At 49.1% G+C, this 17,967-nt stretch carries 15 protein-coding genes and 1 other annotated feature (1 of these 16 only partly in view); of the genes, 14 read left to right on the top strand and 1 reads right to left on the bottom strand.

Annotated features, from left to right (window positions below):
* The first annotated feature begins 5 nt into the window (after positions 1-5).
* The 13 genes from lon to AC6ESP_RS07045 all read left to right on the top strand — a co-directional run bounded on the left by lon (position 6) and on the right by AC6ESP_RS07045 (position 15,191).
* On the top strand, positions 6-2,468 hold the full coding sequence (gene lon / locus AC6ESP_RS07105) for an endopeptidase La (RefSeq protein WP_497095999.1): 2,463 nt from the start codon (positions 6-8) through the stop codon (positions 2,466-2,468).
* Positions 2,465-3,052 (top strand): ribosome biogenesis GTP-binding protein YihA/YsxC, encoded by a 588-nt coding sequence (gene yihA / locus AC6ESP_RS07100; protein WP_497095998.1) that lies wholly within the window; start codon positions 2,465-2,467, stop codon positions 3,050-3,052. Before lon ends, yihA begins: the two co-directional genes overlap by 4 nt.
* Before the next feature lie 255 nt (positions 3,053-3,307).
* On the top strand, positions 3,308-3,898 hold the full coding sequence (locus tag AC6ESP_RS07095) for a non-ribosomal peptide synthetase module (RefSeq protein ID WP_497095997.1): 591 nt from the start codon (positions 3,308-3,310) through the stop codon (positions 3,896-3,898).
* Between the two features lie 380 nt (positions 3,899-4,278).
* Positions 4,279-4,677, top strand: a complete 399-nt coding sequence (gene speD / locus AC6ESP_RS07090) for an adenosylmethionine decarboxylase (RefSeq protein WP_497095996.1) — start codon at positions 4,279-4,281, stop codon at positions 4,675-4,677.
* 193 nt (positions 4,678-4,870) lie between these two features.
* Positions 4,871-6,244, top strand: coding sequence for a glutamyl-tRNA reductase (gene hemA, locus AC6ESP_RS07085; protein ID WP_497095995.1), 1,374 nt, complete (start codon positions 4,871-4,873; stop codon positions 6,242-6,244).
* A gap of 48 nt (positions 6,245-6,292) precedes the next feature.
* Positions 6,293-7,105, top strand: coding sequence for a cytochrome c biogenesis protein CcsA (ccsA, locus tag AC6ESP_RS07080; protein ID WP_497095994.1), 813 nt, complete (start codon positions 6,293-6,295; stop codon positions 7,103-7,105).
* Positions 7,106-7,120: 15 nt separating this feature from the next.
* Complete coding sequence (locus AC6ESP_RS07075) at positions 7,121-7,771, top strand: precorrin-2 dehydrogenase/sirohydrochlorin ferrochelatase family protein (RefSeq protein WP_497095993.1); 651 nt, start codon at positions 7,121-7,123, stop codon at positions 7,769-7,771.
* Positions 7,764-8,735: a hydroxymethylbilane synthase gene (hemC, locus tag AC6ESP_RS07070; RefSeq protein WP_497095992.1), complete on the top strand. Its 972-nt coding sequence runs from the start codon at positions 7,764-7,766 to the stop codon at positions 8,733-8,735. The genes AC6ESP_RS07075 and hemC overlap by 8 nt, the downstream gene beginning before the upstream one ends.
* 3 nt (positions 8,736-8,738) lie before the next feature.
* A complete protein-coding gene (gene cobA, locus AC6ESP_RS07065) occupies positions 8,739-10,295 on the top strand; it encodes a uroporphyrinogen-III C-methyltransferase (RefSeq protein WP_497095991.1) in 1,557 nt (518 codons plus the stop codon).
* Positions 10,296-10,386: 91 nt separating this feature from the next.
* A complete protein-coding gene (hemB, locus tag AC6ESP_RS07060; RefSeq protein WP_497095990.1) occupies positions 10,387-11,385 on the top strand; it encodes a porphobilinogen synthase in 999 nt (332 codons plus the stop codon).
* Between the two features lie 4 nt (positions 11,386-11,389).
* Positions 11,390-12,691 (top strand): glutamate-1-semialdehyde 2,1-aminomutase, encoded by a 1,302-nt coding sequence (gene hemL / locus AC6ESP_RS07055; protein WP_497095989.1) that lies wholly within the window; start codon positions 11,390-11,392, stop codon positions 12,689-12,691.
* A gap of 42 nt (positions 12,692-12,733) precedes the next feature.
* Positions 12,734-13,696 (top strand): RluA family pseudouridine synthase, encoded by a 963-nt coding sequence (locus tag AC6ESP_RS07050; protein WP_497095988.1) that lies wholly within the window; start codon positions 12,734-12,736, stop codon positions 13,694-13,696.
* A gap of 97 nt (positions 13,697-13,793) precedes the next feature.
* A complete protein-coding gene (locus AC6ESP_RS07045; RefSeq protein ID WP_497095987.1) occupies positions 13,794-15,191 on the top strand; it encodes a LysM peptidoglycan-binding domain-containing protein in 1,398 nt (465 codons plus the stop codon).
* 54 nt (positions 15,192-15,245) lie between these two features.
* On the opposite strand, the gene AC6ESP_RS07040 is transcribed toward AC6ESP_RS07045, so the two are convergent.
* Positions 15,246-15,860 carry a TetR/AcrR family transcriptional regulator gene (locus AC6ESP_RS07040; protein WP_497095986.1) on the bottom strand — a complete coding sequence of 205 codons (615 nt, stop codon included), beginning with the start codon at positions 15,858-15,860 and terminating at the stop codon, positions 15,246-15,248.
* 241 nt (positions 15,861-16,101) lie between these two features.
* Between AC6ESP_RS07040 and AC6ESP_RS07035 the strand changes: the two genes are divergently transcribed.
* Complete coding sequence (locus tag AC6ESP_RS07035; protein ID WP_497095985.1) at positions 16,102-17,565, top strand: MDR family MFS transporter; 1,464 nt, start codon at positions 16,102-16,104, stop codon at positions 17,563-17,565.
* Positions 17,566-17,806: 241 nt separating this feature from the next.
* Positions 17,807-17,967: a binding site (T-box leader), on the top strand; it runs 68 nt beyond the window's last position.

The raw sequence follows: 17,967 nt of genomic DNA, 5'->3' as shown, positions 1-17,967 counted from the left end.
CTGGTATGGGACCCGGAAAAACGAAAAACCGTAGGCTTCCCCTGCTGCCGCTAAGGGGCTTGCTTGTATATCCAAGCATGGTACTCCACCTTGACGTGGGTAGAGACAAATCGGTTCGGGCGCTTGAGAGTTCGATGATTGATGATCATATGATATTGCTCTGTTCTCAGTCTGAAGTGAATATAGAAGAGCCGACTGAGGAAGATATTTATCGCGTCGGCACCATCGCGCGTGTACGTCAGATGCTTAAGCTGCCGAATGGCACAATTCGTGTGCTTGTCGAAGGTGTCGTCCGTGCTGAGATCGTAGATTATGTGCCTAACGAAGAGTTCTATGAGGTTTCCGTTAGAGAGCTTCCAGAGCAGGAGACGAATGATTCAGAGGTAGACGCTCTTATGCGCTCGGTGCTGAGCCAGTTCGAGCACTATATTTCACTCTCTAAGAAGGTAACACCCGAGACACATGCAGCGGTATCAGATATTGATGAGCCAGGCAGGCTGGCAGATGTCATCACGAGCCATTTGACGCTCAAAATTAAAGACAAACAGGACATTCTCGAGACGGTAGATGTGCGTGAGCGTCTGGAGAAGCTGCTCGATATTCTTAACAATGAGCGCGAGGTTCTGGAGCTGGAGAAGAAGATTAACCAGCGTGTCAAAAAACAGATGGAAAAGACGCAGAAGGAATATTATTTGCGTGAGCAGATGAAAGCGATCCAGAAGGAGCTTGGCGAGAAGGAAGGACGGGCAGGAGAGGTCGAGGAGCTGCGTAATCTTCTAGCCGAAGCAGGTGTCCCTGAACAGGTGAAGGAGAAGATCGAAAAAGAGATCGACCGTCTGGAAAAAATGCCAACGACGTCAGCCGAGGGCGGCGTCATCCGCAATTATATCGATTGGCTGCTGTCTCTGCCTTGGAATAAGCAGACCGAGGATGATCTTAGCCTCAGCAAGGCAGAGGATATTCTTAACCATGATCATTATGGACTTGAGAAGCCCAAGGAAAGGGTGCTTGAATATTTGGCGGTGCAGCAGCTCGTCAAAAAAATGAAAGGCCCTATTCTATGTTTAGTAGGTCCTCCAGGGGTAGGTAAAACCTCACTCGCGCGCTCTATTGCCAAATCTCTCGGCAGAAAGTTCGTCCGGGTATCACTTGGCGGAGTGAGAGATGAAGCAGAGATTCGTGGACATAGGCGCACCTATGTAGGAGCGATGCCAGGTAGAATTATTCAAGGAATGAAGACGGCGGGATCATTCAATCCGGTATTTTTGCTGGATGAGATCGATAAGATGGCGATGGACTTCCGTGGAGATCCAGCATCTGCCTTGCTCGAGGTGCTTGATCCGGAGCAGAACAACACGTTCAGTGATCACTTTATTGAGGTCCCATTCGATTTGTCGAATGTCATGTTCGTCACGACTGCCAATACGATGCACAACATCCCGCGTCCACTCTTGGACCGGATGGAGGTGCTCTATATTCCTGGTTATACGGAGCTGGAGAAGCAGCAAATCGCTGAGAGATACTTGCTGCCGAAGCAGAAGAAAGAGCATGGACTTGCTGAGGAGCAGCTCCTTGTTAGCGACTCCGTCCTCATGCAGCTTATTAGAGAATATACGCGGGAATCTGGTGTACGTAATCTGGAGCAGCAGATTGCTTCCATATGCCGCAAAGCGGCGAAGCACATAGTCGCATCTGGCGATAAGCTTGTAGTCGAGCCAGAGAGTTCTGAGACTCAGGACGATCCGATGCTGGAGACGCTGGACGCAGCATTCGGTGAAGAGGGTGAGCAAGCAGCTGAGGCTGTTAAACCGCTTATAGTCGATTCTGAGCTGCTCAAGGAATGGCTCGGACCTTCCAAGTTCCGCCACGGTATGGCCGAGGCAGAGGATCAGATCGGAGCAGTGACCGGTCTTGCCTGGACTGAGGTTGGCGGAGATACGCTGGTCATTGAGGTAACGATCATGCCAGGCAGCGGCAAGCTTACCTTGACGGGTAAGCTAGGAGATGTCATGAAGGAATCGGCGCAAGCTGCATTCAGCTATACGCGTTCCAAGGCTATAGAGCTTAATATTGACCCAAGCTTCCATGAGAAGAACGATATTCATATTCACATTCCTGAGGGCGCTATACCGAAGGATGGCCCATCGGCAGGCATTACAATTGCAACGGCGCTAATATCTGCGCTGACCAATCGTTATGTCTCGAAGGAAGTGGCGATGACCGGCGAGATTACGCTTCGCGGTCGAGTGCTTCCAATCGGCGGACTGAAGGAGAAATCACTTGCAGCACACCGGGCTGGTATTAAGACGGTGCTGATGCCCAAAGACAATGAACGCGACCTTCGAGATATACCTGACAGCGTTCGCAGCGAGCTGACGTTCATCCCTGTAGGCCATATGGACGAAGTGCTCAAACATGCGTTACGACCGGTCAACACCGAAGAGAAAGCAGGATCACCTATACTATGAAAATTAAACAAGCAGAATTTATTATAAGTGCCGTACAGCCTCATCAATATCCAGATGACGCCTTGCCAGAGATTGCTCTGGCAGGGCGTTCCAATGTTGGGAAATCATCCTTAATTAATAATATGATTATGCGTAAGAACCTGGCAAGAACGAGCGGAAGCCCGGGCAAGACGCAGCAGCTTAACTATTATCGGATTAATGATATGGTCTATTTTGTAGATTTTCCTGGTTATGGCTATGCCAAGGTATCCAAAACGCAGCGTGAGCAATTCGGCAAAATGATTGAGACCTATATTAAGGACCGCGAGCCGCTTATGCTGCAGCTGCTGCTCGTTGATGTAAGACATGAACCATCGAAAGACGACCAATTGATGTACCAATGGCTCAAGCATTACAATATACCAACCTGCATTGTTGCCACCAAAGCGGACAAGATCCCTAAGGGCAAATGGGACAAGCATGTTAAGCTTATCAAGCAAACGTTAGAAGCTGACCCACGCGATAAATTCGTCTTATACTCTTCCGAGAAAGGGATTGGGCGAGACGAGTTGTGGGAGGTTATTACAGAAGCGATTAGCACATAAGGTAGAAAGCTTAGCAACTTCTAGCATAATGGTGAGGATTCAGTGAAAAAGGTTGGATTCCTCGCTTAATTTTCCGTTTTTTTCAGGAAAATGCGAGAATATCGGGGCCAGGCGGCAGGAATAAAATACTCTGATCACGTATAATATACTTAAGCGTAAACGAATCGCCAATCTGGTGATTCAAATTTACGAATGATGGTTAGATTAAGTATAGAATTTAGAAGCTTGCAAGTTCAAAGAATTGAGGAGATTTTTATGGCTCAGCGGCTAGCCACGGAGTATGTAAATGCCAAACTGCAATTAACGAATGATGAGATGTCCCAATTTGTCCGTTTTTTCGATGACCAGCAAGTTCATCTACAGGTGATGGTTCTCGATAACGGCAACCAGGAGCTGGTTCTCGAAGACGTAGCAGGGAGGGAAGAGGTCAGACTGACCTTCGAACGTCAACAAGACCGTTACGTATGTGTGCTCTCCTGCCGCCTTGTTCACCCTAAGCTAACCAACGCCATGCGCAAAGCCGTGTCGGCCTTCCGTGGAGACGCAGTTGTTAATCGCATTTATAGTCATTATACGATGACCTATCACTATATGAAGGGCACTGTTCGCAGAATTGTTGAGAGCACGTCAGCTGGAACCCGAGTTGTATTCGAGTACAAGGATACGGTCGGACAACTGGAGAGAGTATTTCAGAGCAGGCTGATTGAGCGGGAGATTCAACTGGTCAATAACGCTATCAACGAGCTATTGGACCTGCGAAACCAGACAGATGACCGCATGCAAATCGCTGATATAGACGAACGTCTATCACAGCTGACGAGAAAGCTGTTTGTGCTGGAAGCCTAACTGAACACAATGGGAAGAAGAAGGAGTCGCAGCGGCGGCTCCTTCTTTTATTACAATAGACACAAGTGACAGTGTCAAAATATCGCTGCAATGCATTAGATATAGGAGGTACAGGACAAGCATGACTGTCATACGTTGTATACGGGGTCGCCTTCGACCAACGGAATTTGGCTGGTTTGAAAAAAAGGGTTGCATTTCTAGTGAATAGATGTTATTTTTAATCTCGTTGAAAAAACATTGTATATCACAAAAATAGGAACCAGGATTCACTCAGGACATGGTTATGTTGCGAGAGATTATTCCCTCGGGAAGTGAATGACGTAGGTCCTAGCGGATGAAATTTTTTAAACATTTTATTCCTAGGAAGGGGGAACCGAAAGATGGAGTACTCAACTTTCGGAAGACACGTTGCTGTTGATACTTGGGGAGTAGACTTTGATCTACTGAACAACGCTGAATTTTTGCAAGCCCAAATGGTGGAGGCTGCAGAAGCCTGTGGAGCTACTGTACTATCTGTGCAAGCCAAACAATTTGAGCCTCAAGGAGCAACGGTGCTTGTAATGCTATCGGAAAGTCACCTCTCGATTCATACGTATCCTGAGAGAGGGTTTGCCGCGCTTGACTGTTATACTTGCGGTGAAACCGTGGATCCCCAGCTTGCGATCGACCATATGATCGCCGTACTCAAGCCGACTAAGACTCATGCTAAGAAGCTTGTACGCGGAATGGGCGAATTGCAGGTTGTTGAACCCGAAATGAAACAAATCGAGCTGGTCTAACAGCTCTCACATGAATGATATAGAAATAACCATAGACTTCGGTCCATGGTTATTTCTTTGTATAAATAGGGAATAATGGTTATGTGTTTTTCAAATATTATTCATAAATGAAGTCAATGTGAAAGTCTAACTATGCTATACTTATCGTTGACGTGAGGTAACGTAATTTATAAAGAAAGGCAGGTGATCGCGCATGCACATTATCACAGTCGGTTTGAATTATCGAACAGCTCCAGTAGAAGTTAGAGAACGTTTCGCCCTTGCGGAGAAAGAGCTGCCGGAGGCACTGAAACAGCTGATGGGTACAAGCAGCATTATGGAATGTGTTATTGTGGCGACCTGCAACCGTACAGAGCTGTATGCGGTAGTGGACAGGCACCATCTTTGCGGCCACTATATTCGCAGCTTCATGGAACAGTGGTTCAAGCTGCCAAGACAATTTTTCACGAATCATTTATATATGTATGAAGATGAGAAGGCCATTGACCATTTATTTCACGTAACGAGCGGTCTTGATTCAATGGTCATTGGAGAGACTCAGATTCTGGGTCAGGTGAAGGATGCATTTGCGCTAGCTCAGCAGCAGAAGACGACGGGCACTCTGTTCAATATGCTGTTCAAGCAAGCGATCACGATGGCTAAGCGCGCACATTCGGAGACGACGATCGGTGAAGCAGCCGTCTCAGTCAGCTACGCCGCTGTTGAATTAGGCAAACGGATCTTTGGTCAATTCAACAAGAAGACCGTAATGATTATTGGAGCAGGTGAAACGGGTGAGCTGACCACTAAGCATTTGTATGCCAATGGAGCGAACAAGGTCATTGTCGTGAACAGGACTTACGAGCGCGCTGTTCAGCTGGCTGATAAGTTCAATGGCATAGCATGCTCGATGGAGGATGCTATGGCCAGATTACATGAGGCTGATATTGTGATTAGCTCTACGGGTGCTAATGAATTCGTATTGACTCGTCAGACTGTAGCAGCTGCTATGCAGCGTCGCAAATCAAAGCCGCTGTTCATGATCGATATTGCTGTTCCTCGTGACTTGGAGCCTTCCATTGCTGCGGTGGATAACGTATTTCTATACGATATCGATGATCTGGAGGGAATCGTGGAGAGTAATCTTGAACAACGTCGGAAAGAAGCTGCAAAGATCGAAGTGATGATTAAAGAAGAGGTCGATTTGTTCGAGCAGTGGTACAAAACGTTAGGTGTAGTGCCTCTCATTCGCGCCCTGCAGACCAAAGCGGCTGATATACATGAAGAGACGCTCAATAGCTTGACGAACAAGCTGCCAGATCTGGGTGAGCATGAGCTCAAAGTCATTCGTAAGCTAACGAAAAGTATCGTGAACCAGATGATGCAAGACCCCATTTTACGGATCAAAGAAATGGCTGGGGAGAAGCATTCGGATGAAGCGATGGATATGTTCGTCAAGCTGTTTGCACTAGAAGATCAGTTGGCGGATTCGAAGAAAGCCGAGCAGGATGCGGTGGAATCTGTAGCTGCTGCCACAATCAAAAACGTGCCAACACGCACAGCATCGCTTGCGTCCGTCACTCGGTAGAAGCGCGCCCCTGGAAATTTGCACAAGGGCGGCAATGTGGAGGCGCTTATGGGATTGCAAAATTGGCTATACGACGCAATACTTTATATTTACGCCCTGAGCCTTCTGTTTTACTTCTCCGATTTCATGGATGCGAACCGGAGAGCGAAGCGGATAGGAACAGGGCTGCTTATTTTTGTATGGATACTACAGACTCTGTTCCTCTTGACCAGAATAATTTCTCATCTTGATTTAACAGCTGTTTCTACTTTTGAGTATTGGCTAGGCTTCTCATGGCTGTTAGTGACGATATCGCTTGTGATCAGCCGGTTTTTCAAGATTGAGTTCATCGTTTTTCTCGTTAACCTAGTCGGATTCAGTGTCTTAGCGCTTAACCTGTACAGCAGCCCTGGCGACAGAGGAATGATCGAGATATCGACTACGACTCGAGAGATGTTATTCATTCATATAAGCTTAGTCTTATGTGCGTATGCCGCGCTTACGATAGGGATGATTTTCTCAGGCATGTATTTGTTCCTGCATGGTCAGTTGAAAGGCAAGCGTTGGTCGAAATATGTCAGAAGATTCCCGAGTCTGGACACTATTGAACGGTATTCAGATCGAGCTATCATTCTCGGGGTTCCTCTGCTTGCGATGTCGTTATCTGTAGCGGTAACACTTCTGCTTGTGGAAGGGAAGCCATCGCTTCTGCTCGATTGGAAGGTATTGACCTCCTTCGCTGCACTTGTTATGTATGTGCTGTACGTCATTCAGAGGTCACTGCTGAATAGGCCGGGAACGCAGCTTGCAAGGTTCCAAATCTCAGCTTTCATTGTTCTCATTCTCAACTTATTATCCAACTATTTCTCTACCTTTCACTAAGAAAAGAGGGAGCGTATGAATGGTTATTATCCAGTTATGCTTCAGCTTCGCGGAGAGAAATGCGTCGTTATTGGCGGGGGCCGTATAGCCCAGCGGAAAGTGATGGGGCTGCTGGAGGCCGGTGCGGATCGTATCGTTCTCATCAGTCCAAGTGTAACGGAAAGATTGAAGGAGCTGGCAGCAGAAGGTGCAATCTCCGTGCTTATGCGAGAATACAGAGAAGCTGATGTGCTTGAAGCTCGACTGCTGTTCGCTGCAACCGATGATTCGGAAATGAATGATCGGATAGCTGAGAGCGGCAGGACTGCTGGAGCGTGGGTTAACGCTGTTCATGCTGCGGAAGGCGGACATTTCGTGAACCCATCGGTTGTTAGACGCGGGGATTTGATTGTAGCGGTTAGTGCCTCTGGGGCAAGCCCAGCACTCTCGGCTCGTCTAAAGAAGGAGCTTGAGCAGCAATTCGGTGTGGAATACGCCGAGAGCACGCTGCGTCTAAGAGCATTGAGGGATTTTTTGAAAGCATCTGACATGAGCTTGCAGGAGAAGGAAGCTCTGCTGCGGCTCGCAGCTGCTGAAGCACCGAAGGTTCAAGAAGCAGATTATGATGTAGAGGTATGGATCAAGCGTCTTCGCATGTTGATGACTGGAGGATTACATAATGGGTGATTCAAATAATGTTCAACGGACGATCATTGTAGGAACTAGACAAAGCGGGCTTGCTCTGACACAAACCGGACAAGTCATTGATGAGTTGAAGCGAATAAGCGAGAAGCATGGCTTGGGCTACCAGTTCGAGATTCGTAAAATCGTGACGAAGGGCGATCAGATTCTGGATGTTACCTTATCTAAGGTTGGCGGAAAAGGGCTGTTCGTGAAGGAAATTGAACAGGCTCTTCTGGATGGTGAAATTGATATGGCAGTCCACAGCATGAAGGATATGCCATACGAATTACCCGAAGGGTTAATGAATGGAGCAGTTCCGAAACGGGAGGATCCTAGGGATTGCCTGATTATGAAGCAGGGCTCATCGCTTGCTGATCTGCCTGAAGGAGCGAGAATTGGGACGAGCAGTCTGCGTCGCTCATGTCAGCTGAAGAATGCGAGGCCGGATCTAACTCTAGATTCCATTAGAGGTAATATTGATTCACGTATTCGCAAGCTGGAGACCGAAGGCTTCGACGCAGTTGTACTGGCCGCAGCAGGATTGTCTCGAATGGGATGGCAGGATCGGATATCCACTTACATTCCAATAGACGTATCTGTACCAGCAGTTGGGCAAGGGGCGCTTGGTATTGAATGCCGGATTAATGATTCGGCTATTAGAGAGCTGCTCTCTTTGTTTAACGATGATGATACTTCACTCGCTGTTCGAGCGGAGAGAAGCTTCTTAGGAGCTTTGAACGGAGGCTGTCATATTCCTATTGGCGCGCATGCAGTCATTATACAAACGAAGCAGGGCAGCCTAGAGCAGGCGGAGCTTGAATTGACGGGGATGGTTGGTTCACCGGATGGAGCCGTCATGCTGAAGGAAATCCATCGCGGCACCGATCCGGAGCAACTTGGCAGGGATGTTGCGGCTGCTCTTGTGGCAAGAGGCGCGGACAGGATATTGGCAGAAATCGGGGGATAGCTGATGGCAGATAAAGGTGTGGTTTATTTAGTCGGCGCGGGTCCAGGCGATCCGAAGCTGATAACTGTTCGCGGGCTGGAATGCTTGCAGAAGAGTGATGTTATTGTCTATGACCGATTAGCTAGTCCCAGGCTGCTCAGGCATTTGAAGCCAGGCGCTGAGAAAATATATGTAGGTAAGCTTCCTGATCGCCATACGATGAAGCAGGAAGAAATTAATCAGCTGCTTGTGGATCTGGCATTGGAGGGCAAATCCGTAACGCGGCTGAAGGGCGGAGACCCGACAATATTTGGGCGTGTCGGCGAGGAAGCTGAGCTGCTGCAGGAAAATGGGATAGAGTTCGAGATTGTGCCGGGTATTACATCTGCGATAGCCGTTCCGGCTTATGCAGGCATTCCTGTTACACATAGAGAGCTGGCCTCATCACTGTCCATTATTACAGGACACGAAAGTCCAGATAAGCTCGACCGTTCGATACATTGGGATAAAGTAACCAATGCGACGGGAACACTTATATTTCTGATGGGAGTAGCCAAAATCGGCTACATTGCTGAGCAGCTTATTCGGCATGGCAAATCAGCAGACACTCCTGTCGCATTAGTACGCTGGGGTACACGAGTGGAGCAGGAGACGATTGTTGGGACGCTTGAATCGATCGAGCGTATCGTGACAGAGGCGAGCTTCAAGCCTCCGGCTGTTATCATCGTCGGGGATGTCGTATTGCAGCGGGAGAAGCTGCAATGGTATGAGAAGAAGCCGTTGTTCGGCGTTCGCGTGCTCGTCACGAGAGCGAGAGCGCAGGCAAGTGAACTGGCTGATCGGATAGAGGAGCTTGGCGGTGAGCCTTGTGAATACCCAGTCATTGAGACGCGCAGGCCAAGTGGAGAAGCTGCTGTCGCCAGCATTAGGGCTGGGCTTGAGCAAGCTGAGCATTATAACTGGATTCTGTTCACGAGTGTCAACGGGGTCGATTATTTCTTCGAGTGGCTGCAGAGCTTCAAGATCGATATCCGCCGCTTCCATGGAGCGAAGATCGCTGCTGTTGGTCCGAAGACTGCAGAGGCGCTGGAGCGTCGCGGTCTAACCGTGGTGCAGCTGCCGACGACTTATCAAGCGGAAGGCCTGCTGGAGAGTTTGCAGGGAGAGCTGAAGCCATCTGAGCGTGTACTGCTGCCGCGAGGCGACTTGGCACGTTCCCTGCTGCCACGTGAGCTGGAAGCACTGGGACTGCTGCCTACTGTTCTTGATGTGTATGAGACGGTGCTTGCAGATACGCAGGATGAGCAGGCACTCGAGTGGATCAAAGAGGGTGCAATTGATGTGGTGACCTTCACGAGCTCATCCACTGTCACGAATCTGTTGGAGCTCCTCAGACACAATGGAATTGATGATGCTCCAGAGCTGTTAGCCGAAGCTGAGATTGCATGTATTGGACCCGTAACAGCTCAAACTGCTGCCAAGGCTGGCCTGCGTGTAACGATAGAGCCAGAAGAAGCGACTATTGATTCATTAATCCAAGCTCTTATTCAGCATCAGGCAGTTAAGCGCGGGATCGTATAAATAGCTTTTGTGATTGGATATAAAAAAAGACACAGTCCTACTTATTCTGTTATTGTATTGGGCCAACACAACCAACTGGGGAGGAATAGACATGACATTTCCAATCGTTAGGAACCGGAGGCTGCGCCAATCAGCTGCTATGCGCAATCTAGTACGGGAAACGGTATTGACCGCAAATGATTTCATTTATCCGATTTTTGTTACATATGGGACGAACGTGAAGGAAGAGATCAGCTCGATGCCAGGCGTATATCATTTCTCTCTCGACAAGCTGGAGGAGGAGATCGTTGAGGTTACGGCACTGGGTATTCAATCCGTCATGCTGTTCGGTGTTCCTGAGCATAAAGATGCAGAAGGTACGTCAGCTTATGACCCGAATGGGATTGTTCAGGAAAGTGTAAAAGCCGTTAAGGAATGGGCGCCGCAGCTAGTCGTTATGGCTGATACTTGCTTGTGCCAGTTCACGGATCATGGTCACTGCGGGGTTGTACACCGTGATGCCGCAACAGGCTTGGCTAATGTAGATAATGATGCTTCACTTGCACTGCTGGTTCGTACAGCGGTCTCGCAAGCAGAAGCAGGTGCGGATGTTATTGCTCCCTCGAATATGATGGACGGGTTTGTTGCTGCTATTCGTGATGGGCTTGATGATGCGGGGTTCAGTCATGTCCCTATTTTATCTTATTCGGTTAAGTATGCATCAGCCTATTATGGACCGTTCCGCGAGGCTGCACATTCAGCACCGCAGTTCGGAGACAGGAAGACCTACCAGATGGATCCGGCGAATGCGCGGGAGGCGCTTCGTGAGGCGGAATCAGATGTGGTTGAGGGTGCAGATATGTTAATGGTGAAGCCAGCTCTCGCGTATCTAGACATTATGAGGCAGCTGAAGGACAACTTTAACCTGCCTGTTGTTGCTTATAACGTAAGCGGCGAGTATGCGATGGTAAAAGCAGCAGCTGGAAACGGCTGGGTGGATGAGCGGGCTATCGTATTGGAGACGCTGCTTAGCATGAAGCGGGCTGGCGCAGATATGATTATTACTTACCATGCTAAGGATGCGGCACAGTGGCTGAGAGGAGAAGGATAATCCAATGAGTGATCAACAGGTTAGACAGGATACCCGGTCAAGAGAAGCGTTCGCAAGAGCGAAGCAAGTTCTTCCAGGTGGGGTCAACAGCCCTGTACGTGCTTTCAAATCAGTCGGATTGAATCCAGTCTACATGGACCGCGGTGAAGGAAGCCGCGTGTATGATATTGATGGCAACAGCTATATTGATTTTGTTGGCTCATGGGGACCGCTGATATTAGGTCATGCGAGACCGGAAGTCATTGAGGCGATCAAACGGACGGCGGAGAAAGGGACGAGCTTCGGCGCTCCGACCGAGCTTGAGACACTCATGGCCGAGCTCGTAGTCGAGCGTGTGCCCTCAGTCGACATTGTTCGTATGGTCAATTCTGGTACAGAGGCGACAATGAGCGCACTTCGTCTTGCAAGAGGCTATACGAAGCGCAGCAAAATTTTGAAATTCGAAGGCTCCTATCATGGACATGCAGACAGCTTGCTAATCAAAGCAGGTTCTGGCGTTGCTACACTTGGCTTGCCTGATAGTCCGGGTGTACCGGAAGGTGTCGCTTCTCAGACCATCACCGTTCCTTACAATGATATCGAGTCTGTGAAGCTGGCGTTCGAGAAATTTGGAGAAGAAATTGCATGTGTCATCGTAGAGCCGATTGCCGGCAATATGGGCGTTGTACCGCCGCTACCAGGATTCTTGCAAGGGCTTCGTGATGTTACTGAGCAGTATGGCAGCTTGTTGATCTTCGATGAGGTTATGACAGGCTTCCGCGTGCATTATAACTGTGCTCAAGGACTGTACGGCGTAACACCGGATTTGACTTGCTTCGGTAAAGTTATCGGTGGCGGCTTGCCAGTTGGCGCTTACGGCGGCAGACGAGACATTATGGAAATGATCGCTCCGAGCGGCCCAATCTATCAGGCGGGTACATTATCAGGTAATCCACTTGCTATGGCAGCAGGCTATACGACCTTGAAGCTGCTTACCCCAGAAGTCTATGAGCTATTGGAGCGTCAAGCAGTGAGGCTGCAGCTCGGCTTTGAGGCCAATGCGCGCAAGCATGGCATTGCCAGCACGATTAATCGCGTAGGATCGATGGTATGTCCATTCTTCACGGACACATTCGTTATTAATTTCGAGACCGCTAAGACAGCGGATCTGGGTCGATTCAGAGCTTATTTCGCTTCAATGCTCGATCTTGGCGTCAGTATTGCACCTTCTCAATTCGAAGGCATGTTCGTGTCAGCCGCACACTCGAATGAAGACATAGATGCGGCCATTGCCGCTAATGAGCAGGCATTAAGCCGATTGAATTAAACGATAGCCTTAAGGCTATCTAATACAAGGAGGGTCCGTTGTATGAACAAGCGTCATCTTGCCTATCGGCGCGAAGGACAATGGCTGGAGATTTCTCCAGCGGATATTCCGCTGAAGCCTGAAGCAGAAGCAAATAACGGACTAATCGAGGCCGGCAGCCATCCGCATCTAGTGCGGCAATGGCTGCTGGCCCGTTCTTTATTTCCAGCCAAATGGGTGAACCGGCTGTTCTCCATAGGAGGGATCCGCTGGGAAGGCGAAGCGCTGCAGCTGCTTGCTTTTCCCGCCGCTGATATAGAAAGTGATTCGTTGTACCGCAAAGCTAGGTCCACTAGGGAGGCGGAGAACCCATTGGTTCTCTATGAAGACGATTTCTGTATGGTTCTGAACAAGCCAGCAGGAATGCCCGTTCATGAATCCTATCCAGGACAGCCTGGCACACTTGACGAGGCAGCAGCCCGGCATCTCCTGCTAGCAGGGGATCCTCTTCCTGTGCGTCATATCCATCGTCTGGATGATGATACCTCTGGGCCGGTTTTGTACACGAAGAATGATTTGGCTCAGTGGAGATTGGATGAAGCGATGCGGCAGAAGCAGATTGACCGTCGTTACATAGCTGTCGTCCATGGACGCCTTAGACAACGCTCAGGGACGGTCGATGCCCCCATTAGCAAAGATCGACATCACCCCTCAAGGCGTCGTGCCGGGGCAGGAGGAGATTCTGCTATTACTCATTTTGAGACGATTGAGACCTTACGTCATGCCTCTGTTGTAAGACTGCAGCTTGAGACGGGGCGGACCCATCAGATTCGCGTGCATATGAGCTATCTGGGGCATCCGCTGGTGGGAGACCGATTATATGGCGGAGATGATAGGCTGCTTGCTCATCAAGCGCTTCATGGTGAAAGACTGCTATTCGCTCATCCTTGGACAGGTCAGCCTCAAGAAGCCCATGCAGCTGATCCTGTCTGGCTAGCAGAGCTTGTAGACAAGCTGCGTTCTTAGGCAAATTGATAGTCATGCTCCTAGGTGCCTCGCCATATAGATAATAGTGAATGTAGTTGTAGCCCAAGCATTCACTATAGGGAGGGAGGACTGTAGCGTGACGGATCTAACGAAGGGACTGCGCTTTGACGTATATGAGCGTATACATTTGCCTGATGAAGTTGCTGCCATTGACGAGCTTGAAGAGATTGAGCTTGTTCCCCGCATACAAGTCATCGAGCAAGGAGATCATGCTGTTCTTAAAGGACAGCTGCTCCTGAGCGGCGTATATCGCGCCCAGAATGATGCTGCTGTGCAGCAGACGCTGGAGCATTGGATTCCAGTAGAGATTACGTTGCCGCTGAATCGAATTTCACGACTGGACGATATCTCGGTGGAAATTGATAATTTCGACGTCGATTTGTTATCTTCACGTACACTTAACATCACGGGTGTGCTGTCGCTTAGGGGGATTCTTGTAGAGCCGCTTCCAGAGGCCGAAGAAGCATGGAGAGAAGAGCCGATTACCGCCGTTCATCAGCGGGAGACAGCCATCGAGAGCGATAATAGCGATAACATCGAAGAGCCCAGCGATTTCATCCCTCAGATTAACAGGCTGGCGGAACCGAGCCAGCCTTATTTTGCAGGGCATACAGGACAGCTGCCAAGCTATGAGCAATATGAGGACGAACCGTCGGCAGAGCCTCAGGAAGAAGAACAGCAGGATTCTGAACCAGAGGCAGCAGTGACCATATCGGCATCACCCCGGGACGGAGGATGGTCTGCATCGCAATGGTTTAACGAAAATACGCCTCTGCAGGAGCCTATACGGGAAGCTCCTGCACTTGAGAAGCAGGAGCCAATACGAGAAGCTCCCGCATTGGAGAAACAGGAGCCTGCCTATTTCTCGCAAGAGAGTATCGAGGACAGCTGGCTGCTATCCAAGGAGCAGTATGCGAAGCCTGCTGAGGCTGAGCGATACCCCGAGCCTACCGATGAGGAGATTGAAGCACTGACCTCGGCAGTGTGGCAGGAAGTGGAACAGCAGCGGCAGCAAGAACGTGAGCTGGAACTGGAGCAAGAGGCAGAGTGGCTTCTAGAATCGGAAGCTCAGGCCTCTGAAGTGGAGAAGCCGGAGCTGCGTATTGCACTCGGAAGCAAGCAGCCGGAGCCTGAGGGCACGCCAGCAGCCAATGTAGGCTTGCTCACCTTGCTCCAGACGAGCAAGCGTGAACAGGCAGCCCGTCATGCGGCTGAGCAGATTGCTGCGGAAGAAGCAGAGCAGCTGACGAAAGCCCAAGCTTCCTCAGGTGATGAGATCGAGTGGAGGAATCTATTTCTGGGCAAGCGTTCTGATGAGCAAGAGTTCCGCAAGATCCGGGTCTGCATTGTGCAGAGGGATGAGACGCTGGAGACGATTGCTGTCAGATACAGCTTGAACCCGCGTGAAATCTTGCTGTACAACAGCTTGAACGAATCTTCTGTAGCAGAAGGCCAACTGCTGTACATCCCTTAATAACAGAATAATACCCCGGTTGTCCGTACGCGGAAGCCGGGGTATTTCAATTGATTATGAATGACTGGGTAGGAATAAAGGAGTAATGAAGGTGTTGCAGTAATGATCGGCAATCTGCTCCATACTATAACCAAGCATTTGTTTAATATAAATATAGGACTCCGGCGGGAAACACGATATGAGCATATGTGCGGTAAGCTCCAGGTTAAGCTGAATAATGGCTTGGCACTCTGCAGCTTCGGCTAATAAGGAGTGATAGGTCTGGAATAGGAACTGATACGGAGGAGATTTGAAAAAAGCTGTTTTTTCGATTTCCACTGGTCTCTGCATCTGAATCACACTAATCCATTTGAATTGTTCATCAAGAAAACGGATGACGCTTCTGGCTACAGCAGATAATCTCTCCAGGACTGGCCGCTCATGCAATTCTTCAAGCAGCAGTATGATTTCATTGCTAAATATAGTAAAGCTGTCCTTCATCACATCCATGCATAGATCTGATTTATTCGCATATCGCCTATATAATGTGCCTTGACCGATTTGTGCGGATTTCGCCACCTGATGCATGCTTACTGTCTCAACACCGTGCTCGGCGAATAGTGTTTTTGCTGTTTGCAAGATGATCTTGCTCACCTCTTGCGGATCCTTCTTTTTGCTGCTTGAAGTCATGAGCGATCACTCCATTTCGTATTAAAAATTATTTAATCATTTCATGCTTGTCGGCATATTGACAACCGGACAATTGTCCGGTAATATTCGATCAGCGGACAATTGTCCGGTATGGATCTGGAGAAGCCTGTAACTCAATAGCTACATTGTATATCTGCATGAAATTGAGGTCAAGGCATTCGCCTACAAAGAGAAAGCTTTGCCCTTTCAGGGGCAAGGACAATAGGAGGAGTAGAGACGAATGACTGCAACAAACGCAAACGGAGAGGCTTCGATTAAATCGATTCTTGCGCCGCTTCTAGCTATTATCGTCGGTATGTTCATGGTAATTCTCGATGGTACAGCAATGAATGTCGCACTGCCTAAGCTTAGCGAAGACTTTGGCGGAGCATCCTTTACACTGGTTCAGTGGACGGTCACAGGCTACGCACTGGCTCAATCCGCGGTTATCCCGCTGGCTGGCTGGTTGTCTGACCGCTTCGGCGCCAAGCAAATCTTTCTGTTGTCTGTTATTTTGTTTACGATTGGTTCTGCATTGTGCGCGCTTGCCACAACGGCTGAGCAGCTCATCGTGTACCGTATCATCCAAGGACTTGGCGGCGGTATGGTAGCACCGATTGCAATGGCCTTTACTTACAAGCTTAGCCCTCCGGGCAAGCAGGGCGCTGTGATGGGTATGATCGGCATACCGATGCTGCTTGCTCCTGCACTTGGACCTGTTCTATCCGGTTGGTTAGTTGAATATGTCAGCTGGCACTGGATCTTCTTGATCAATCTGCCGATTGGCGTTATCGCCGTTATTATTGGTATTCGCACACTTCCCGTTATTAAGCGTCAATCCGTACCTCAGCTTGATATTCTGGGCATGATTTTTGCGCCTCTTGCTTTTGCCGGCCTAGCCTATGGGGTAAGTGAAGGCGGTACAGACTGGGGCTCTGCTAAGACTATTACTGGCCTCGTTGTCGGTGGCATCTCCTTAATCATTTTCATTATTGTTGAACTTAATCGCAAGCAGCCGCTGCTGGAGCTTCGTGTATTCAAGTCGTCGAACTTCACACGTGGGGTTATCGTACAATGGATTTCTCAAATCGCTCTATTCGGCACACTGTTCTTGTTCCCGCTGTTCTTGCAGACAGCTAAGGGATACTCGGCTCTTGAGACAGGTTTAATCCTTCTGCCACAGGCGCTTGCAGCAGGTATATTTATGCCGATTGGCGGTAAGCTCTTCGATAAGATTGGTGCGAGGCCACTCGTTATTACGGGTCTTGCTTTTGTAACAGTCGGAGCATTCCTGCTGTCTTCGATTTCGGCGGAAGCTGGAATTGGATCCTATATGGTGCCACTCATTCTTCTGGGTGCAGGTATGGGTCTCTCGATGATGCCGCTCAACACCCATATTATTCAGTCCGCACCAGTTGAGCTCGTTAGCCGTGTAACTTCACTTACAAGTGCAGCACAGCAGGTCATGACTTCATTCGCTGTTGCCGGTCTAGCAACGATTCTGGCTAGACGTACGGAGCATCATCTGTCCACGAGCACCAACCCAGTAGAAGCGATCTCAGCTTCCTATGGAGACACTTTCCTAATCCTGACCTGCATCGGAGTTGCAGGCGTGCTTGTTGGCTTCCTGTTAACGAAACCGAAACGCCAGGAAGGCGAAGGGGCAGATAAGCCGGAAGTACAAATGATGATGGGTGGACATTAACCAATAGCCGCCTGAGAAAGAAGAGGCAGAATCGACGTGAATGGTGAGCGAAGCCAAGCGTTGTTTCTGCCTTTTTTTGTGGCTAAAAGTTGACTTTCTTCGACATGTTGGATAATATATTTTATATCTGTGTTTAGATGTTAGGATGGATGTATAAGCTGTATTGTACAAGGCTTATTCCTTCATAGGAGACGATTGTTTCTATTTCTTACAAGTCAACTATGAGTTGTTACTGCTGTAAATAATGACGTTGAAGGGGAAGAGTACGCAGCCAAGCCTTCAGAGAGTGGAGCCGTTACGCTGAGAGGTTCCGCAGGAAATTACTGCTACAAGTCGCCCTGGAGTTGCTTGAATGAATCGGGATGCTCCCGATAATTTGAGCCGGCCACAGCCGTTATCTGT

The organism is Paenibacillus xinjiangensis (assembly GCF_059686975.1).
The sequence above is the reverse complement of the archived record's forward strand: the minus strand, read 5'-3'. Positions and strand labels throughout refer to the sequence as shown.

What these genes read in the sequence shown, in the direction of transcription:
- ccsA (WP_497095994.1), top strand. Translation starts at nt 6,293, where the DNA reads ATGGGATTGCAAAATTGGCTATACGACGCAATACTTTATATTTACGCC.
- hemB (WP_497095990.1), top strand. Translation starts at nt 10,387, where the DNA reads ATGACATTTCCAATCGTTAGGAACCGGAGGCTGCGCCAATCAGCTGCT.
- hemC (WP_497095992.1), top strand. Translation starts at nt 7,764, where the DNA reads ATGGGTGATTCAAATAATGTTCAACGGACGATCATTGTAGGAACTAGA.
- lon (WP_497095999.1), top strand. Translation starts at nt 6, where the DNA reads ATGGGACCCGGAAAAACGAAAAACCGTAGGCTTCCCCTGCTGCCGCTA.
- AC6ESP_RS07050 (WP_497095988.1), top strand. Translation starts at nt 12,734, where the DNA reads ATGAACAAGCGTCATCTTGCCTATCGGCGCGAAGGACAATGGCTGGAG.
- yihA (WP_497095998.1), top strand. Translation starts at nt 2,465, where the DNA reads ATGAAAATTAAACAAGCAGAATTTATTATAAGTGCCGTACAGCCTCAT.
- cobA (WP_497095991.1), top strand. Translation starts at nt 8,739, where the DNA reads ATGGCAGATAAAGGTGTGGTTTATTTAGTCGGCGCGGGTCCAGGCGAT.
- AC6ESP_RS07095 (WP_497095997.1), top strand. Translation starts at nt 3,308, where the DNA reads ATGGCTCAGCGGCTAGCCACGGAGTATGTAAATGCCAAACTGCAATTA.
- AC6ESP_RS07040 (WP_497095986.1), bottom strand. Translation starts at nt 15,860, where the DNA reads ATGACTTCAAGCAGCAAAAAGAAGGATCCGCAAGAGGTGAGCAAGATC.
- speD (WP_497095996.1), top strand. Translation starts at nt 4,279, where the DNA reads ATGGAGTACTCAACTTTCGGAAGACACGTTGCTGTTGATACTTGGGGA.
- hemL (WP_497095989.1), top strand. Translation starts at nt 11,390, where the DNA reads ATGAGTGATCAACAGGTTAGACAGGATACCCGGTCAAGAGAAGCGTTC.
- AC6ESP_RS07075 (WP_497095993.1), top strand. Translation starts at nt 7,121, where the DNA reads ATGAATGGTTATTATCCAGTTATGCTTCAGCTTCGCGGAGAGAAATGC.
- hemA (WP_497095995.1), top strand. Translation starts at nt 4,871, where the DNA reads ATGCACATTATCACAGTCGGTTTGAATTATCGAACAGCTCCAGTAGAA.
- AC6ESP_RS07035 (WP_497095985.1), top strand. Translation starts at nt 16,102, where the DNA reads ATGACTGCAACAAACGCAAACGGAGAGGCTTCGATTAAATCGATTCTT.